The organism is Streptomyces sp. NPDC046870, assembly GCF_040704595.1.
GTDB classification, from domain to species: Bacteria; Actinomycetota; Actinomycetes; order Streptomycetales; family Streptomycetaceae; genus Streptomyces; species Streptomyces argyrophylli.
In genome coordinates, this window is sequence record NZ_JBEYXM010000001.1 from 473,581 (window position 1) to 489,350 (window position 15,770).

17 protein-coding genes and 2 tRNA genes are annotated in these 15,770 nt (G+C 72.4%); 3 read left to right on the forward strand and 16 right to left on the reverse strand.

The features are described 5' to 3' along the window. Positions 1-44: 44 nt before the first annotated feature. Positions 45-117 (reverse strand) — tRNA-Ala (locus AB0946_RS02120). Between the two features lie 115 nt (positions 118-232). On the opposite strand from AB0946_RS02120, the gene AB0946_RS02125 reads away from it, so the two are divergent. Next, complete coding sequence (locus AB0946_RS02125; RefSeq protein ID WP_366758724.1) at positions 233-1,444, forward strand: glycosyltransferase 87 family protein; 1,212 nt, start codon at positions 233-235, stop codon at positions 1,442-1,444. Here AB0946_RS02125 and AB0946_RS02130 read toward each other — a convergent pair. From AB0946_RS02130 to AB0946_RS02140, 3 genes are all read right to left on the reverse strand, one after another. Further along, the gene (locus tag AB0946_RS02130; protein ID WP_030653820.1) at positions 1,434-1,667 is read right to left on the reverse strand and encodes a hypothetical protein; all 234 of its coding nucleotides are present in this window, start codon (positions 1,665-1,667) and stop codon (positions 1,434-1,436) included. The two genes, AB0946_RS02125 and AB0946_RS02130, sit on opposite strands and share 11 nt — an antisense overlap. A 3-nt stretch (positions 1,668-1,670) precedes the next feature. After that, the gene (locus AB0946_RS02135; RefSeq protein WP_014672673.1) at positions 1,671-1,844 is read right to left on the reverse strand and encodes a hypothetical protein; all 174 of its coding nucleotides are present in this window, start codon (positions 1,842-1,844) and stop codon (positions 1,671-1,673) included. Positions 1,845-1,913: 69 nt separating this feature from the next. Further along, a complete protein-coding gene (locus AB0946_RS02140) occupies positions 1,914-3,278 on the reverse strand; it encodes an MFS transporter (RefSeq protein WP_366759125.1) in 1,365 nt (454 codons plus the stop codon). 301 nt (positions 3,279-3,579) lie between these two features. Between AB0946_RS02140 and AB0946_RS02145 the strand changes: the two genes are divergently transcribed. Beyond that, positions 3,580-4,446 (forward strand): helix-turn-helix transcriptional regulator, encoded by an 867-nt coding sequence (locus AB0946_RS02145; RefSeq protein ID WP_366758725.1) that lies wholly within the window; start codon positions 3,580-3,582, stop codon positions 4,444-4,446. Positions 4,447-4,533: 87 nt separating this feature from the next. Here the strand turns inward: AB0946_RS02145 and AB0946_RS02150 are convergent. The 7 genes from AB0946_RS02150 to AB0946_RS02180 form a co-directional block, all read right to left on the reverse strand. Beyond that, positions 4,534-4,606, reverse strand: a tRNA-Ala gene (locus tag AB0946_RS02150). Between the two features lie 92 nt (positions 4,607-4,698). Continuing rightward, positions 4,699-5,367: a histidine phosphatase family protein gene (locus AB0946_RS02155; RefSeq protein ID WP_366758726.1), complete on the reverse strand. Its 669-nt coding sequence runs from the start codon at positions 5,365-5,367 to the stop codon at positions 4,699-4,701. Further along, positions 5,367-5,810 carry a ribosome silencing factor gene (rsfS, locus tag AB0946_RS02160; RefSeq protein WP_366758727.1) on the reverse strand — a complete coding sequence of 148 codons (444 nt, stop codon included), beginning with the start codon at positions 5,808-5,810 and terminating at the stop codon, positions 5,367-5,369. The genes AB0946_RS02155 and rsfS overlap by 1 nt, the downstream gene beginning before the upstream one ends. A gap of 125 nt (positions 5,811-5,935) precedes the next feature. Continuing rightward, the gene (locus tag AB0946_RS02165) at positions 5,936-7,726 is read right to left on the reverse strand and encodes a LytR C-terminal domain-containing protein (RefSeq protein ID WP_366758728.1); all 1,791 of its coding nucleotides are present in this window, start codon (positions 7,724-7,726) and stop codon (positions 5,936-5,938) included. 16 nt (positions 7,727-7,742) lie between these two features. Further along, the gene (nadD, locus tag AB0946_RS02170; RefSeq protein WP_030990853.1) at positions 7,743-8,429 is read right to left on the reverse strand and encodes a nicotinate-nucleotide adenylyltransferase; all 687 of its coding nucleotides are present in this window, start codon (positions 8,427-8,429) and stop codon (positions 7,743-7,745) included. A gap of 57 nt (positions 8,430-8,486) precedes the next feature. Continuing rightward, positions 8,487-8,651: a hypothetical protein gene (locus AB0946_RS02175; RefSeq protein ID WP_366758729.1), complete on the reverse strand. Its 165-nt coding sequence runs from the start codon at positions 8,649-8,651 to the stop codon at positions 8,487-8,489. Between the two features lie 164 nt (positions 8,652-8,815). Next, complete coding sequence (locus AB0946_RS02180) at positions 8,816-8,980, reverse strand: hypothetical protein (RefSeq protein ID WP_366758730.1); 165 nt, start codon at positions 8,978-8,980, stop codon at positions 8,816-8,818. 101 nt (positions 8,981-9,081) lie between these two features. Here AB0946_RS02180 and AB0946_RS02185 point away from each other — a divergent pair, with 101 nt between their 5' ends. Beyond that, a complete protein-coding gene (locus tag AB0946_RS02185) occupies positions 9,082-10,167 on the forward strand; it encodes a M48 family metallopeptidase (RefSeq protein WP_366759126.1) in 1,086 nt (361 codons plus the stop codon). Between the two features lie 109 nt (positions 10,168-10,276). On the opposite strand, the gene AB0946_RS02190 is transcribed toward AB0946_RS02185, so the two are convergent. The 5 genes from AB0946_RS02190 to proB all read right to left on the reverse strand — a co-directional run bounded on the left by AB0946_RS02190 (position 10,277) and on the right by proB (position 15,361). Beyond that, entirely contained in the window at positions 10,277-11,347 is a 1,071-nt protein-coding gene (locus AB0946_RS02190) for a hypothetical protein (RefSeq protein WP_366758731.1), read from the reverse strand. An 88-nt stretch (positions 11,348-11,435) separates the two neighbouring features. Continuing rightward, positions 11,436-12,035 (reverse strand): hypothetical protein, encoded by a 600-nt coding sequence (locus tag AB0946_RS02195; protein WP_366758732.1) that lies wholly within the window; start codon positions 12,033-12,035, stop codon positions 11,436-11,438. Between the two features lie 116 nt (positions 12,036-12,151). After that, a complete protein-coding gene (locus AB0946_RS02200; RefSeq protein ID WP_171156412.1) occupies positions 12,152-13,438 on the reverse strand; it encodes a glutamate-5-semialdehyde dehydrogenase in 1,287 nt (428 codons plus the stop codon). 194 nt (positions 13,439-13,632) lie between these two features. Then, positions 13,633-14,058, reverse strand: a complete 426-nt coding sequence (locus AB0946_RS02205) for a hypothetical protein (RefSeq protein WP_103810746.1) — start codon at positions 14,056-14,058, stop codon at positions 13,633-13,635. A 196-nt stretch (positions 14,059-14,254) separates the two neighbouring features. Next, positions 14,255-15,361, reverse strand: a complete 1,107-nt coding sequence (proB, locus tag AB0946_RS02210) for a glutamate 5-kinase (protein ID WP_366759127.1) — start codon at positions 15,359-15,361, stop codon at positions 14,255-14,257. Positions 15,362-15,770: the final 409 nt, after the last annotated feature.

Below are 15,770 nucleotides of genomic sequence, written 5' to 3' on the forward strand. Positions count from 1 at the left end.
CCGAAGGCGGACCATCCGTCAGGATGATCCGCCTTCGACTTCTGTGGAGCTAAGGAGAATTGAACTCCTGACCTCCTGCATGCCATGCAGGCGCTCTACCAACTGAGCTATAGCCCCTTGTTCTGTTGTTTCGCCCGGTTCCCCCGGCGACGACGTAAACATTACAGGGAGGAGGGCGCAGCACAAAATCGGTTTCGACCCTGCACCGATTCGCCCGCTAATGTCGGTTTTCATGGCCATGGTCGCGTCGCCCTCAGTCCCTCGCAGGGCCCCGGTCGCGCTGGGCGTGTGCGTGGTGTCCTTCGCGGCCTTCTGGGCCGCTCAGCGGGCCGCGCACGTGTCCATGATCGATCTGATGGTCTACCGCGCGGAGGGCGCCACCGTGCGCGCCGGCGGCGACCTGTACGCGCTGCGCGCGACGGCCGCGCGCCTGCCCACCACCTACCCGCCGTTCGCGGCCCTGCTGTTCACGCCGCTGCCCCTGCTGGACACCGCGCTGCTGCGGGAGGTGGCGACGACCGGGAACCTCGCGCTGCTGGTCGTCCTCGTCCGGCTGTCGCTGAAACTCGTCGGCCACGCGCGCGTGGAGACCGTGTGGTGGGTCGCGGCCTGCGCCGTGTGGTGCGAGCCGGTGTGGACGACCGTGCGCTACGGCCAGATCAACCTGCTGCTGGCCGTCCTGGTGCTGTGGGACCTGACCCGCCGCCCCTCCGGCGGGTCCGACCGCTGGACGGGAGTGGGCCTCGGGCTGGCCGCGGCGGTCAAGCTGACACCCGCGCTGTTCCCGGCGTTGCTGCTGGCCACGGGGGTGACGGCCCGCCTGAGGGGCGGTCAGGGGGAGCCGTGGCTGCGCCACGCGCGCGGGGCGGCCGTCGCGTTCGCGGGGGCGACGCTGCTGGCCGCGGCCGTCCTGCCGCACGACTCCTGGCGGTTCTGGACGGGGGCGCTGTTCCGCGCGAGCCGGGTCGGGCGTGCCGAGGACACCGCCAACCAGGCCCTGCGCGGCGTTCTGGCGCGCCTTCTGCACACGCCCGCGCCGGGAGCGCTCTGGACGGCCTGTGCGGCCGTGGTGGCCGTCCTGGGCCTCGCCCTGGCCGTCCGGGCGGAGTTGCGGGGGGAGCGGGCCTGGGCGGTGTGCGTCTGCGCCGTCACCGCCCTGCTGATCAGCCCGGTGTCCTGGACCCACCACTGGGTGTGGTGCGTGCCGCTGGTGCTGCTGCTGTGGACGCGGGGGCAGCGGGCGGCGGCCGTGGGCACCGCGCTGGTGTTCTGCTCGTACGCCCCGTGGTGGGTGCCACACGGGGCCGGACGGCCGGAACTACACCAGTCGCCCGCGGAGTTGGCGCTGTCGGCCGGCTACGCGGGCGCGGGCGCGGTGCTCCTCGCGCTGGCCCGGACATCGTTGCCGAAGGCCGGGCCGGGCGGGGTCCGCGTCAAGCCGTGACGAACTGGTAGAACCTCTTGAGCGTGCAGTGCTCCTCCAGGAGGCGGCCGTAGATCGGCTCGCCCTCCAGCTCCCGGTACGTCTCGATCGGGTCGCCTTTTATGATCAGCGCCCGCGCGCATTCCTCGCACCAGTACTGGTAGTCGGGATTGATCGGCTCCATGTCCCGCACGATCGGGGTACCGCTCCCGCACCAGTCGCACTTTCGCCTGTGTGCACCCATCGATCAGCTCCAGCTGTGGCCGCAGGCCGTGCACACGTAGGAGATTCCGCCGTTGTCGCCGAGGACCTGCGCCACATGCGCGGAACCGCAGGAAGGGCAGCTCAGCCGGGTGGTCGTGTCCCGTATCAACGCCGCACCGAGGAGGTGGCCGACCTCCTCAAGGATGCTCGCAGGCATCGCTACTCCCTCCCGTCGGGCCGCGCCCCCTTCCGGCCGTTTGATTCTGCCACGACCGGACCGATACGGTCAGCGACGCCTCAGTACCAGTCCGGACACGGCTCCCGCCGCGGCCGTCGCGGCCAGCGCCCAGGCGCAGACCGAGAACGCCTCCGCCGAGGGATACGGGCCCACCGCCCCGAACGACTCAAGCCGGTTCAGGAACAGTGTGCCGAAGGCCGCGACGCCGATCAGCTGACCGAGTTGCGTGACCGTCGCCAGCAGGCCGCTGGCGTCCGCCGCGTCCTCGGTCCGCACGGTGGCCAGGGCCCCGGTGAGCGTCGGGCTGAAGGCGAGCGCCAGCCCGGCACCCGTGCCCACGTACCCCGCGTACAGGACCGCTCCCCCGTCACCGCCGCCGTGGAAGGCGAGCCCGACGGCGGCGACGGACACCGCGGTGAGCGTGAACCCCGCCGGCACGAGGGCCCGCTGCCAGGCGGCCGGCCACTTCCGCCAGGTGAGGCTGACGGCACCGAAGACGGCCGCGGTCGGCGCGAAGCCCAGTCCGGCCCGCAGGGCGCTGTGGCCGAGGCCGCCCTGGACGTGCAGGGTCAGGGCGAACAGGAAGCCGGCGTTGACCGACATCACGGCGAGGATGCGCACGACGGCGAGGCCGATGCCGGGATGACGCAGCAGCCGGGGCGTGAGGAGCGGGGCGCCGCCGCGCCGGGCCAGCCGGGACTCGTGGCCGCAGAACAGGGTGAACAGCACGGCGGCCGTGGCCAGCGACAGCCAGGACCACAGCGGCCAGTCCTCCTCCTGCCCGAGCACCAGCGGCACCGTCAGCAGCGACACGGCGGCGCCGAGCAGCACCAGTCCCGGCAGGTCGAGCGCCCGGGCCCGCTCGCGTCCGCCCGCCCGGCCCAGCGGCAGGACCCGCCGGCCCAGCACCAGCAGCAGCGCGCCCACCGGCACGTTGACCAGGAACACCGGTCGCCAGCCCATGCCGAACAGGTCGGCGCTGACCAGCAGCCCGCCGGCGACCTGCCCGGCCGCCGCGCCGACGGCCAGGACCGCCGAGTAGGCGCCGAGCGCCCGGGCCCGGGCCTCTCCGGTGAAGGTGCGCTGGACGAGGCTGAGCACCTGCGGGATCATCAGCGCCGAGCCGGCGCCCTGCACCAGCCGGAACACGATCAGCCCGGTCGATCCCCGCGCCAGTCCGCAGGCGAGCGACGCCGCGGTGAACAGGGCCAGTCCGGCGAAGTGGACCCGGCCGTGGCCGAGCCGGTCGCCGAGCCGGGCCCCGGTGACCAGGAGCACGGAGTAGGTGATGGTGTAGCCGGCGATGACCAGTTGCAGGTCGGCCCCCGAGGCGTCCAGTCCGGAACCGATCGTGGGGGCGGCGACGTTGACGATGAAGACGTCGAGGGCCGCCATGAACAGGGCGGCCAGCAGCACGCCGAGCAGCAGCCGGGGCCGATTGTCAGTGGCGGGTGCTTCACTGTCCGTGATGGGTGAGTCGGCCCGGCGGACGCCGGTGACGTCACTGTCGGTGGCGGGTGGTTCACTGATCGCAGCGTTCGGTACGGGCCCGGTGCCCGGACCGGTACGGGATGTCGTCGTCATGGCGTCGAGCGTGACGACGGGCCGGTACGGGTGCCGAGTGCCTGCCGATGCTGGTACTGCCAGCACCTGGCAGGAGCGGTGCCGGGTGCCGACGATGAGCGGGGACGACGGGGTACGACGGGGGATGTCGATGGGGACGAGGACACAGCGGCGCAGGCCCGAACTGGCGGCCTTCCTGCGCAGCAGGCGGGCCCGGGTCACACCGGCCGACGTGGGGATGCCGCCGGGCCTGCGGCGGCGCACTCCCGGGCTGCGCCGGGAGGAGGTCGCCCAGCTCTCGGGCGTGGGCGTGACCTGGTACACATGGCTGGAGCAGGGCCGGCCGATCAACGCCTCACCGCAGGTGCTGGACGCGGTCGCGCGGACGCTGCGGCTGGACCCGCCGGAGCGGGAGCACCTGTACCGGCTCGCGGAGGTGCCGTTCGAGCCGGACCCCGAAGGGCTGACCCGGCGGATCAGCCCGCAGGTGCAGGGCGTCATCGACGCCCTCGACCCGATGCCGGCGACGGTCTACAACGCGCGGTACGACGTCCTGGCCACCAACGCGGCCTACCGGGACCTCTTCCTGGTCCCCGAGACCCTCGCGACCGGTGTGCCGAACGTGCTGTGGACGCTGTGCACCCTGCCGGATCCGCTCAGTCCCCTGGTGCACCGGGAGAAGGAGCTGCCGCTGATGGTGGCGACCCTGCGGTCGGCCTACGGCAGACACGTGGGCGAGCAGGTCTGGGAGGAGTACATACGCGGGCTGTCGGCGGCGAGCCCCTGGTTCGCCGAGCTGTGGGCGAGCGGTGAGGTGGTGACTCCCGGCCCCCGGGTGAAGGTGTTCCGCCACGCGGCGGTGGGCGAGATGCGGATGACCTCGCAGTCGCTGTCCATCGACGGGATGCCCGAGTGCCGGATCGTGGTCTACACGCCGGAGGACGAGGAGACGCGGGAGAAGATCGCGGTGCTGCGGGAGCGGAGAGAGCGGCTGTGGCCGCCGGCCCGGAACAACTGATGGCAGCCGAAAGCAGAGAATCCCGCCCCCTGCGGGGACGGGATCCTCATCAACCGATCTTTGACAACTCAACAGAGTGTCGATCAGTGGAGCTAAGGAGAATTGAACTCCTGACCTCCTGCATGCCATGCAGGCGCTCTACCAACTGAGCTATAGCCCCTTGCGTTCTTCCCGCTCGGCGGGGCGAACAAGAAGAACTTTAGCCTGTGACCTGCCGGAAAGTGAAATCCGGGGCCGGGGGGCTCGGCACGGTCAGTCGTCGTCGCCGAGGACGGGCTCCGGGAGGGTGCCCGCGTTGTGCTCCAGCAGGCGCCAGCCGCGGGCGCCCTCGCCGAGCACGGACCAGCAGCAGTTGGAGAGTCCGCCGAAGCTCTCCCAGTGCCGGGCCTCCAAGCCGAGCAGCCGGCCGATCGTGGTGCGGATGGTGCCGCCGTGGCTGACGACGACGAGCGTGCCGTCCTCGGGCAGCTTCTCGGCGTGCCGCAGCACCACGGGGGCGGCTCGGTCGGCGACCTCGGTCTCCAGTTCGCCGCCGCCGCGGCGGACCGCCTCGCCGCGCTTCCAGGCGGCGTACTCCTCGCCGTGGCGGGCGATGATCTCGTCGTGCGTCAGCCCCTGCCAGACGCCCGCATAGGTCTCGCGCAGCCCCTCGTCGCGGGTGACGTCCAGGCCGGTGAGGGCGGCCAGCTCGGCGGCCGTGTGCGCGGCCCGCCGCAGGTCCGAGGAGACGATCGCGTCGGGCCGCAGGGAGGCGAGCAGCCGGGCGGCGCGACGGGCCTGGCCGATGCCCGTCTCGGTCAGCTCGACGTCCGTGGTGCCCTGGAAGCGGCGCTCCACGTTCCAGGAGGTCTGGCCGTGCCGCCACAGGATGATGCGGCGGCCCCGGCCCTTGCGGTCGGTCACCTCGCCGGTGGCGCTCATCACCAGGCCCCGTCCGGTTCCTGGTCGGCCTCGGCGGCCTGCGCCCTGGCGTGCTCCTCCGCCTTGCCGCGGGTGGCCTTCGCGTCGGCGGGCAGCTCCAGCTCGGGGCAGTCCTTCCACAGCCGCTCCAGGGCGTAGAAGACACGCTCCTCGCTGTGCTGGACGTGGACGACGATGTCGACGTAGTCGAGCAGGATCCAGCGGGACTCCCGGTCGCCCTCGCGGCGGACCGGCTTGGCCCCGAGGTCCTTCAGGAGGCGCTCCTCGATCTCGTCGACGATGGCCTTGACCTGGCGGTCGTTCGGCGCGGACGCCAGCAGGAAGGCGTCCGTGATCGACAGTACGTCGCTCACGTCGTAGGCGATGACGTCGTGGGCGAGCTTGTCGGCCGCCGCCTGGGCGGCGGTGTGGATGAGCTCAAGGGAACGGTCGGTGGCGGTCACTACATGGCTTTCCGTCGGCGGTCTTTTGTCATCAAGGGTCTCACGGACCGCCGGGCGCACCCCACGTGATGACGGCATCACGTGGGGTGCACCCGGCCGCGCTCCCGTCCGGAGGCGGCCCGGGGTCAGGAGGAGGACGGCTTGTAGTCGCCGCCGAGGATCACCGAGACGTCGGCGCCGGAGGAGACGCTGCCCTTGGCCACGGAGCCGGCGGGCAGCCCCAGGGTCTTCGCGACCTCGGCGGCGTTCTCCTTGTCGGCGGCGTCCGCGTAGAGCACCTTCGAGGCGGCCTGGGTTCCGGAGGCGGTGCCGCCCTCCAGGAAGGTGAAGCCGCCGTTGAGGAGGACCACGCGGGCCTTCTCCGTGTCGTCCTTCACACCGGTGGCGTTCTGGACGGAGACCCGGACCGAGGAGCCGGCGTCGGGGCTCTTGGCGGTGCCGCCGAGGATGTCCTTCACCACGCTGTCGCTGGTCTGCGCGGTGAGGGTGCCGTCGGACTGCACGGGCAGCAGGGCGGTCCTGTAGTCGCCGCTCTTGGCGAGGTCGGCGAGCTTGGCGAGGAAGCCGCCGAGGTCCTTGTCGGTGAGCGGCGGGTCGAGGATCTGCGCGAGGGTCTGCACGGTGGTGGTGGCGGACGACGGATCGGAGGACATCTTGCGCAGCACGCCCTGCATGACCTGGCCGAACCGCTCGAGCTGGGCGTTCTGGGACTCGCCGGCGGCCCGGTAGGTGGCGTAGGCGACGGCCATCTTGCCGCTGAGGGTCTGGCCCTTGCCCTTGTGGACGAGCGGGCCGGTGCCCTTCTTCTTGGTGCTCGGGTCGGGCACGTCGGTGTCGGTGTCGATCTCGATGTTGCCGACGAGTTCGACGAGGTTCTGCAGGTAGGGGGTGTCGAGGCGCCAGGTGCCCTGGATGCTGGTGCCGAGGACGGTGTCGAGCTGGTCGCGGGTGCCGGAGGCGCCGTCGTCGTCCACGGACTTGGCGAGGGTCGTGGTGGAGCCGTCGTCGTCGGTCAGCGCGAGGGAGTTGGGCAGCAGGACCGTGGTGCCCTGCTTGGTGGTGGTGTTGTCGACCAGCAGCGCGGTGGAGGTGCCGCTCTTGCCGGTGTTGTGCAGGTGGACGACGATCACGTCGCGTTTCTGGGCGGTGACCGGTGTGGCGGTGCCGCTCTTGCCGCCGGACGAGGACAGGCCGGGCAGTTTCCCGGCGAACCAGAGGTAGCCGACACCGCCGACCACGACGAGGGCGAGGACGACGAGAAGGGCGATGATCCGGCTGCGGGCGCGGCGGCGGGCCTCCTCGCGGCGCTCGGTGCGGTTCTCGGTGAACTTCAGCCAGTCGATGACGTCCTCGGAGTCGCCGTCGGGCTCCTCGACGAAGGCGAACTGCTCGGTGTGGTAGTCCGCTTCGCCCGTGGCCCGCTCGTCGTCCCCCGGCGTCCGGATGTCCTGCGGGATCCGGGTGTCCTCCGGGACGTGGGTGTTCTCCGGGACGTGGGTGTTCTCCGGGACGTGGGTGTTCTCCGCGGGGCCGGCCTGCTGCGGGATGTAGGCGCTCTGCCCGGTGACCCGGGGCTGCTGTCCGCTGCTCGCCGACTGCCCGTAGGGGTCGTAGCCCGTGGTCTCCTGGGTCCCGGTGGCGTACGGGTCGTAGGGGGCCTGGGTGCCGTACGGATCGTAGGCCTGCGGTTGCTGGAACGAGCCGTAGGAGGGCGCCTGCGGCTGCCCGCCGGTGGCGTAGGGGTCGTAGTCGTAGCCCTGCTGCTGGGCGTACGGGTCGTAGGTCGCCTGCGGGGACTGCGGAGCCTGCTGTGCCGGGACCTGCCCGTACACGGGCCGGCCGTACTCGTCGTAGCCGACGACTTCGTACGGGCCGCCGCCGTAGCCTGCGTCACCCGCGTCGTATCGGTCGTTCACCGGTGCCCCTCTCGGCTCACTCGCCGCGGTACAGCTCGCGCTTGTCGATGTAGCGCACGACTCCGTCCGGCACCATGTACCAGATGGGGTCTCCCTTGGCGACTCTCGCACGGCAGTCTGTGGACGAGATGGCGAGGGCGGGCACCTCGACGAGCGAGACCCCGCCTTCCGGCAGGCCCGGGTCGGTGAGGTTGTGGCCGGGGCGGGTGACGCCGATGAAGTGCGCGAGGGAGAACAGTTCCTCCGAGTCGCGCCAGGTCAGCAGTTGGGCGAGGGCGTCGGCGCCGGTGATGAAGAAGAGGTCGGTGTCGGGGTTGAGGGCGCGCAGGTCGCGCAGGGTGTCGACGGTGTAGGTGGGACCGCCGCGGTCGATGTCGATGCGGCTGACGGAGAACTGGGGGTTCTCGGCGGTCGCGATGACCGTCATCAGGTAGCGGTCCTCGGCCGGGGAGACCTTGCGGTGGGACTTCTGCCACGGCTGGCCGGTGGGGACGAACACCACCTCGTCCAGGTGGAACTGCGCGGCGACCTCACTGGCCGCCACGAGGTGCCCGTGGTGGATCGGGTCGAACGTTCCGCCCATGACGCCGAGACGCCGTTTGCCCGTGTGGGCGGGGCCGTTGCCCGGTCCGTGCTGCGGGTGCTTCACCGTGTCGTCGGCGGTCTCGTGCGCCGGACCGGTAGGCATGTCCTGCTCTCCCATGCGTGCAGACCCTACCGGCCCGGTCTCGGACGTCCGTCCGGGGACGGGTTCCCCGGCTCAGCGGTCGCGGTTGAAGCGCGTGGTGATCCACAGCAGCAGGAGCAGGATGAACAGGGCGCCGCCGCCGGTGAGGGCCGGGTTCAGGCTTTCATGGTTTCCGCCGTGCTGCTCGCCCTCGGCGGCAAGGGTGACCAACTGGGCTGCTGCGCTGTGGAAGCTCATCTTCGGCAGGACCTATCGCGTGTGGGCGGAATAAAGATGTCGGCCCATCGTAAGCGGGCGGCCGTGCGGCGATCACGCCGACTCCGCCGTTGGCACCGGAGGGCGCCGGCGGCTCGCGCGGAGGAACGGGGCGATGCCCGGCGGCGGGGAACCTTCGCCGCTCGTCAGTCGTCCTTCCGCTTGTAGCCGCGCAACAGGAACCATGCGGTCAGTACACAGCCGAGGACCATCACGATCAGTATGACGCGGAGCAGGTTTCCTGACCCGTGCTGCTGGACGGCGCTCGAGGCGGCCTCGGTCAGCCAGGCGGCTGCGGGGTGGTGCTCCATGACGTGGACTCCTTCGGGTGTACTGCCCGTCCAAGGTATCTCCGCCTAGGCTGGGCCCCGCCTCGGGGGCACGGTGGGCACTCACACGCATGGGGGAAGACATGTCCGACGACGGCCACCAGCACGCGGGGCACGAGCGGGTGCCGAGCAGGCAGCGCAGGCGCTTCCCTGAGATCTCCACGCGCGCGTACGAGCACCCGGCCGACCGCTCGGCCCTGGTCGCGCTGCGTAAGCTCAGCGGGTTCGACACCGTCTTCAAGGCGCTCAGCGGGCTGCTGCCGGAGCGGAGCCTGCGGCTGCTGTTCCTGTCCGACTCGGTGCGGGTCTCCGAGCGGCAGTTCTCGCACCTGCACGACATGCTGCTGGACGCCTGTTACATCCTGGACCTGCGGAAGGTCCCGCCGATGTACGTCACGCAGGACCCGCAGCCGACCGCGATGTGCATCGGTCTGGACGAGCCGATCATCGTGGTCAGCACGGGGCTGGTGGAGCTGCTCGACGAGGAGGAGATGCGGGCGGTCGTCGGGCACGAGGTGGGGCACGCGCTGTCCGGGCACTCGGTGTACCGCACCGTCCTGCTGTTCCTGACGAGCCTCGCGCTGAAGGTCGCCTGGATCCCGCTGGGCAACCTGGCGATCACGGCGATCGTCACGGCCCTGCGGGAGTGGTTCCGCAAGTCGGAGCTGTCCGCCGACCGGGCGGGCCTGCTGGTGGGCCAGGACGTCCGGGCCTCGATGCGGGGGCTGATGAAGATCGCGGGCGGCAACCATCTGCACGAGATGAACGTGGACGCGTTCCTGGAGCAGGCCGAGGAGTACGACTCCGGGGGCGATCTGCGCGACTCGGTGCTGAAGATCCTGAACGTGCTGCCCCGCTCGCACCCGTTCACCACCGTGCGGGCCGCCGAGCTGAAGAAGTGGGCCGAGTCCCGGGACTACCAGCGGATCATGGACGGGCACTACGCACGGCGCGGCGAGGACGGGGACGCCTCCGTCAGCGACTCCTTCCGCGAGTCGGCGGCCAGCTACGCGAGCGATGTGAAGACCTCCAAGGACCCGCTGATGAAGCTGGTCACGGACCTCGCGGGCGGCGCGGGCGACCTGGGCGGCCGGGTCCGGCGGGGCTTCGACGGCTTCCGGAGCCCGCCGCCGGCCAAGGGGGACGCTCCCGAGGGCGGCGAGGAGTAGGCGCCGGGCCCGGCGGGGGAACCACGGCCTGAGGAGCCGGCAGAGGGAACCCCGGCCTGGGCCCTGGCAGGGGAACCCCGGCCCGGGGGCCCGTTCCCCTTTCCGCCCCTCAGACCTTCGGCTGGGCCCCGGGAGCCAGCGTCCCGCACAGGGCCGTGGCGCTGTCCGTCTCGTAGGGGTTGGTGCCCGCGGGGCCGCCCGACCGGGCCGTCTGGCCGGCCAGCAGGGGGCGGAGGTAGGCCGAGGCGTCCTCCGCGCAGGCGAGGGGGCCCGCCTGGACGTAGGACACGATCAGCTGGACCTGGTGGGTGCGCAGGTCGTCACGGTCGAAGTGGAAGGTCACCTCGCGGCGGACCGTGAAGAGGGAGGCGGGGGCGCCGGCGGCGGCACCGGTGGGGCGCAGGGCGTAGACGAAGGTGTGGTCGGCGGTGACCTCCAGGGTCGCCGGATCGGCTTCGGCGGCGTGCAGGCTGCCGAAGACGCGGATCCTGTCGTCGGCCAGCCGGGCCCGGGCGGGGTCGATGCGGACCACCCAGCCCGTGGCCGCGTGCCGGCCGTCCGCCGCCGGGTGGTCGACGCTCTGGTCGAACTGTTCGAGCTGGTCGGAGTCGATCAGGGCGCGGGCGGGGCGGACCTCGCGGCCGCTGAGCACCTCGGGGTAGAGCGAGGAGCGGACGATGTAGTCCTTGGCGGTGGTCAGGGCGGCCACCACCTGGCTGTCGGAGAAGTGGGCGGTGCCGCGCGAGGCCGGCAGGGGGATGCCCTCGGCGCCGGCCTCGTACGGGGCGGCGGGGCTGCGCGCGTAGAGCCTCTCGGGGTCCGTGGCACCGGGCACCTTGCCCTGGGGGGCGAGCGGGATGACGGTCATCCGGAGGGATTCCACGGGCCGCCGGGTCTGCGGGGAGCCGTAGGGGTGGCGGACGCCCATGTAGATCGCGGTGGCGAAGGCGACGACGATCAGCAGGACGAGGACGAGGGCCTGCCGGGTGAGGCCCCGGTGCAGGGGCGGGCGGCGACGGACGGCGGGGGCGTGGTCGGCCATCCGTTCCTCGGCGGAGAACTCCTGGAGGCGGGCAGCGCGGACGAACGACTCGTCGAAGACGACGGATCGGTATTCGTCCTCCGCACCGCCGGGGCCGCCCTCGGGTGTCCCCTCCGGTGGGTCTCCAGGCCCGCCCATACCTTCAGGGTAGGTCTCGTGAGCCCCGGGTAAACGCCTCGCTGCGCGACAACTTCTGACAGGTTCTCACCAAGAACGGGCGGGGCGCTCAGGGGGAGGGCGGGATGGCCGAGACGGCCGGCCGGGAGTGCTCGGTGGCGGAGCCGGGGGCGGGCGCGCCGCCCTGTTCCAGGCCGGTGGAGGCGGGCGCGGGAACGCGGTCGCGGGTGCCCGAGGAGCCTCCCCGGTAGACGGCGGCGAAGGCCAGGGCGACCATGCCGATGCCCATCACGACGGCGAGGAGCCAGGCGACGGGCCGGTGCCAGCGGACCTGCTTGCCGTAGGCACCGAAGAGGCCGTGGCGATCGCCGAGGACGTAGGTGTCGTCCAGCTCGTCATCGTCGTGGTCCCGGCCGAAGGCGGTGCCCTCGGGGCCGTAGCCGTCGTCGAAGCGCTCGCCCCGGGCGCGGGCGCGGCGGGCCTCGGCCTCCGAGGCCTCGGCTCTGGCCTGGGCCGCGGCCAGGAGGCGCTCCACGGCGGTCGGCTCGTGGAAGGTGGCCGCCCGCACGAAGGCCTCGTCGAAGACCACGGAGGCGAACTCTTCGTCCGACACCCCGCGGTCGTGGTCGTCGTCGGGCTCCCAGCCGTCAGGGAACGGCGTGCCCCCCACGTCCTCCGGCACGGGTCCAGAGTAGACCTGGGGGGTCAATTTGGGCAGACGGTATGGAAATTCGTCTGCCTGGTGAGACGCCTCGGGGGCCTGGGCCGCGGGACGGTTCCCGGGACCGGGTCCGGGCGGCGGGCCGGCGGCCGGACGGGTGAACCTCAGCGGCGGACGTGCCCGTCGCCGGTGACGATGTACTTGGTGCTGGTCAGCTCGGGCAGGCCCATCGGGCCGCGGGCGTGCAGCTTCTGGGTGGAGATGCCGATCTCGGCGCCGAAGCCGAACTGGCCGCCGTCGGTGAAGCGGGTGGAGGCGTTCACGGCGACGGTGGTGGAGTCGACCAGCTGGGTGAAGCGGCGGGCGGCCTGCTGGGAGGTGGTCACGATGGCCTCGGTGTGGCCGGAGGTCCACAGCCGGATGTGCTCGACGGCCCTGTCCAGCGAGTCCACCACCGCGGCGGCGATGTCGTACGACAGGTACTCCGTCTCCCAGTCCTCGGTGGTCGCCTCGACGACGGTGGCCTTGGAGTCCTTGGCGTAGGCCATGACCCGCTCGTCGGCGTGGACGGTGACGCCGGCCTCGGCGAGGGCGTCCAGGGCGCGCGGCAGGAACTCGGCGGCGATGTCCTGGTGGACCAGGAGGGTCTCGGCGGCGTTGCAGACGCTGACCCGCTGGGCCTTGGAGTTGATCAGGATCTCGACGGCCGTGTCGATGTCGGCCTGGGCGTCGACGTAGACGTGGCAGTTGCCGGTGCCGGTCTCGATCACGGGGACCGTGGACTCGTTGACCACGGTCTGGATCAGTGAGGCGCCGCCGCGCGGGATGAGGACGTCGACCAGACCGCGGGCGCGCATCAGCTCGCGGACGGAGTCGCGGCTCTCCCCGGGCACGAGCTGGACGGCGTCGGCGGGCAGCCCGGCGCCGCCGACGGCGTCGCGGAGCACCCGGACGAGGGCGGAGTTCGACTCGTAGGCGGAGGCCGAGCCGCGCAGCAGGACGGCGTTGCCGGACTTCAGGCAGAGGGCGGCGGCGTCCACGGTGACGTTCGGGCGGGCCTCGTAGATGATGCCGACGACGCCGAGCGGGACGCGGACCTGGCGCAGGTCGATGCCGTTGGGCAGGGTGGAGCCGCGGACGACCTCGCCGACCGGGTCGGGCAGCTTCGCGACGTCGCGGACGTCGGAGGCGATGGCGCGGACCCGCTCCGGGGTGAGGGTGAGCCGGTCGACGATGGCCTCGCTGGTGCCGTTCTCCCTCGCCTTGGCCACGTCCTTGGCGTTGGCCTCGACGATCTCGGCGGTCCGGACCTCCAGGGCGTCGGCGATGGCGAGCAGCGCGTCGTCCTTCACGGCGCGCGGGAGCGGCGCGAGGTCGGCGGCGGCGGCCTTGGCCCGGTAGGCGGCCTGGGTGACCGGGGACATCGAGTCGTACGGCGAGAGCGTGGTCATGAGGGAAGGGTAGTGCGCGGGGCGCGGCGGTTCAGCGGTCGTCCCACACCCCGAGACACCCCAAATGGGGTGAACCTTCCCCGGCCGGGGGTGGCCCGGGAGCTCGCCCCGGCACAGCGCACCCTCCCGGCACCCGCCCCCTCCGGCACCCGCTCACCCGGGCCCGGATCGCCGCGCCCCGGGCCCGGCCCGGCTCAGAACGGGTGCACTCCCACCGGGGTCGCCGGGGCGGGGCCGTAGCCCTCGGCGATGCGGTGGTGGTAGGTCTCGCGGTCGATGACCTCCAGGCCGACGATCTCCCAGGGCGGCAGGCCGGCGCTCTGCCGGTGCTCGCCCCACAGGCGCAGCGCCACGGCGGCGGCGTCGTGCAGGTCGCGGGCCTCTTCCCAGTACCGGATCTCGGCGTGGTCGGTCGCGTATCTGCTGGTCAGCAGGAAGGGGTGGTCGTGGGCGAGCTGTTCCAGGGCCCGCCGCAGCTCGGGCAGGGGGACCTTCTCCCCGGAGACGCTGAGGGTGACGTGCCACAGCCTGGGCAGGTCCTTGGGCTCCTCGTAGGTGTCCCCGGCCGCGACGCTCGTCAGAGCACCGCGGGACGCCGCCCCCGGGCGCACTCGTCTCACGACGGCCTCCTTCACGCACGGCACGCGCGGCTCGCATGCTCGTATGGCTCGCTCGGCCCCTTGACGGAACCCGTCCCTTCAACATGTCCCCCAGACAAAGTTGAGCAGGCCGCCGGGCTCCGCGTGGTGGTTTTACGGAACGTCCCCCACCGGGGTCGTTCCGTACACCCCGTTTCGCGAGCGGTTCCGCGGGCCTTCAGGTGTGCAGGAGGACCAGGTCGTCCCGGTGTACGACCTCGCGTTCGTACTCCGGGCCCAGCTCGCGTGCCAGCTCCCGGGTCGAACGCCCGATCAGCAGGGGGATCTCCTTGGCGTCGAAGTTGACGAGTCCCCGGGCCACCGCGCGGCCCGTGGTGTCCCGCAGCTCGACGGGATCGCCCGCGCTGAACTCGCCCTCGACGGCGGCGATCCCGGCGGGCAGCAACGACGTGCGCCGCCTGACGACCGCGTCGACCGCGCCGTCGTCCAGGATCAGGGCGCCCTGCGGGGTGGAGGCGTGCTGGAGCCAGAGCAGCCGCTCGGCGGAGCGCTTGCCGGTGGCGTGGAAGTAGGTGCCGGTGTCGCCGCCGGCCAGGGCCTCGGCCGCGTGGACGGTGCTGGTCAGCACCACCGGGATGCCGGCGGCGGCGGCGATCCGGGCGGCCTCCACCTTGGTGACCATCCCGCCGGTGCCGACGCCCGCCTTGCCCGCGCTGCCGATCTCGACGCCGGCGAGGTCCTCCGGGCCCCTCACCTCCGCGATCCGGGAGGTGCCGGGCCTGCTGGGGTCGCCGTCGTAGACGCCGTCGACATCGGAGAGGAGGACCAGCAGGTCGGCGTGGACGAGGTGGGCGACGAGGGCGGCGAGGCGGTCGTTGTCGCCGAAGCGGATCTCGTCGGTGGCGACGGTGTCGTTCTCGTTGACGACCGGGAAGGCACCCATCGCGAGCAGCTGGTCGAGGGTGCGGGAGGCGTTGCGGTGGTGGGCGCGGCGGCTCATGTCGTCGCTGGTGAGCAGGACTTGGCCGACGCGGACCCCGTAGCGGGCGAAGGAGGCGGTGTAGCGGGCGACGAGCAGGCCCTGGCCGACGCTGGCGGCGGCCTGCTGGCGCGCGAGGTCCTTGGGGCGGCGGCGCAGGCCGAGCGGGGCGAGGCCGGCGGCGATGGCGCCGGAGGAGACCAGCACGATCTCCTTCTCCCCACCGCTGCGGATCTTGGCGAGGACGTCGACCAGCGCGTCGACGCGGTCGGCGTCCAGGCCGCCCGCGGCGGTGGTCAGCGAGGAGGAGCCCACCTTGACGACGATCCTGCGGGCCTCGCCCACGGCCTGCCTTGCCCTTGCCACCTGCGGTCCGTCTCCTTCACGTGCGCGTTCCGGCACCGTGCTTCCCGGCGTCCTCAATCTACGGGAAGCCGGGTGCGGCGTGCCCGCGCTGCCCAACCGCCGGACAGTCCCGGGCCGGCCCCCGCCGGGGTCACCGCGGTGCGAGGACCGCCCGGGACGGCCGCCGAGCCGGGTTCGCCCTCGTCCTCACCGCGTGGACGTCACGTCCGGCCGGTCCGGCGCCGTCGCCGCGGCCCTCGACGGTGTCGTCGGGACCGGCACCCGGACCCCCTCACCGCCGTCGCGCAGCCTGCCGGCCCCGCCCGGTCCACCACCCCCAACCAGGGTGTCCGCGCGGTGGTTTGGCCGATGCCGGACAGGGCGGTACGGCCGCGTTCGCGGCGGTCTG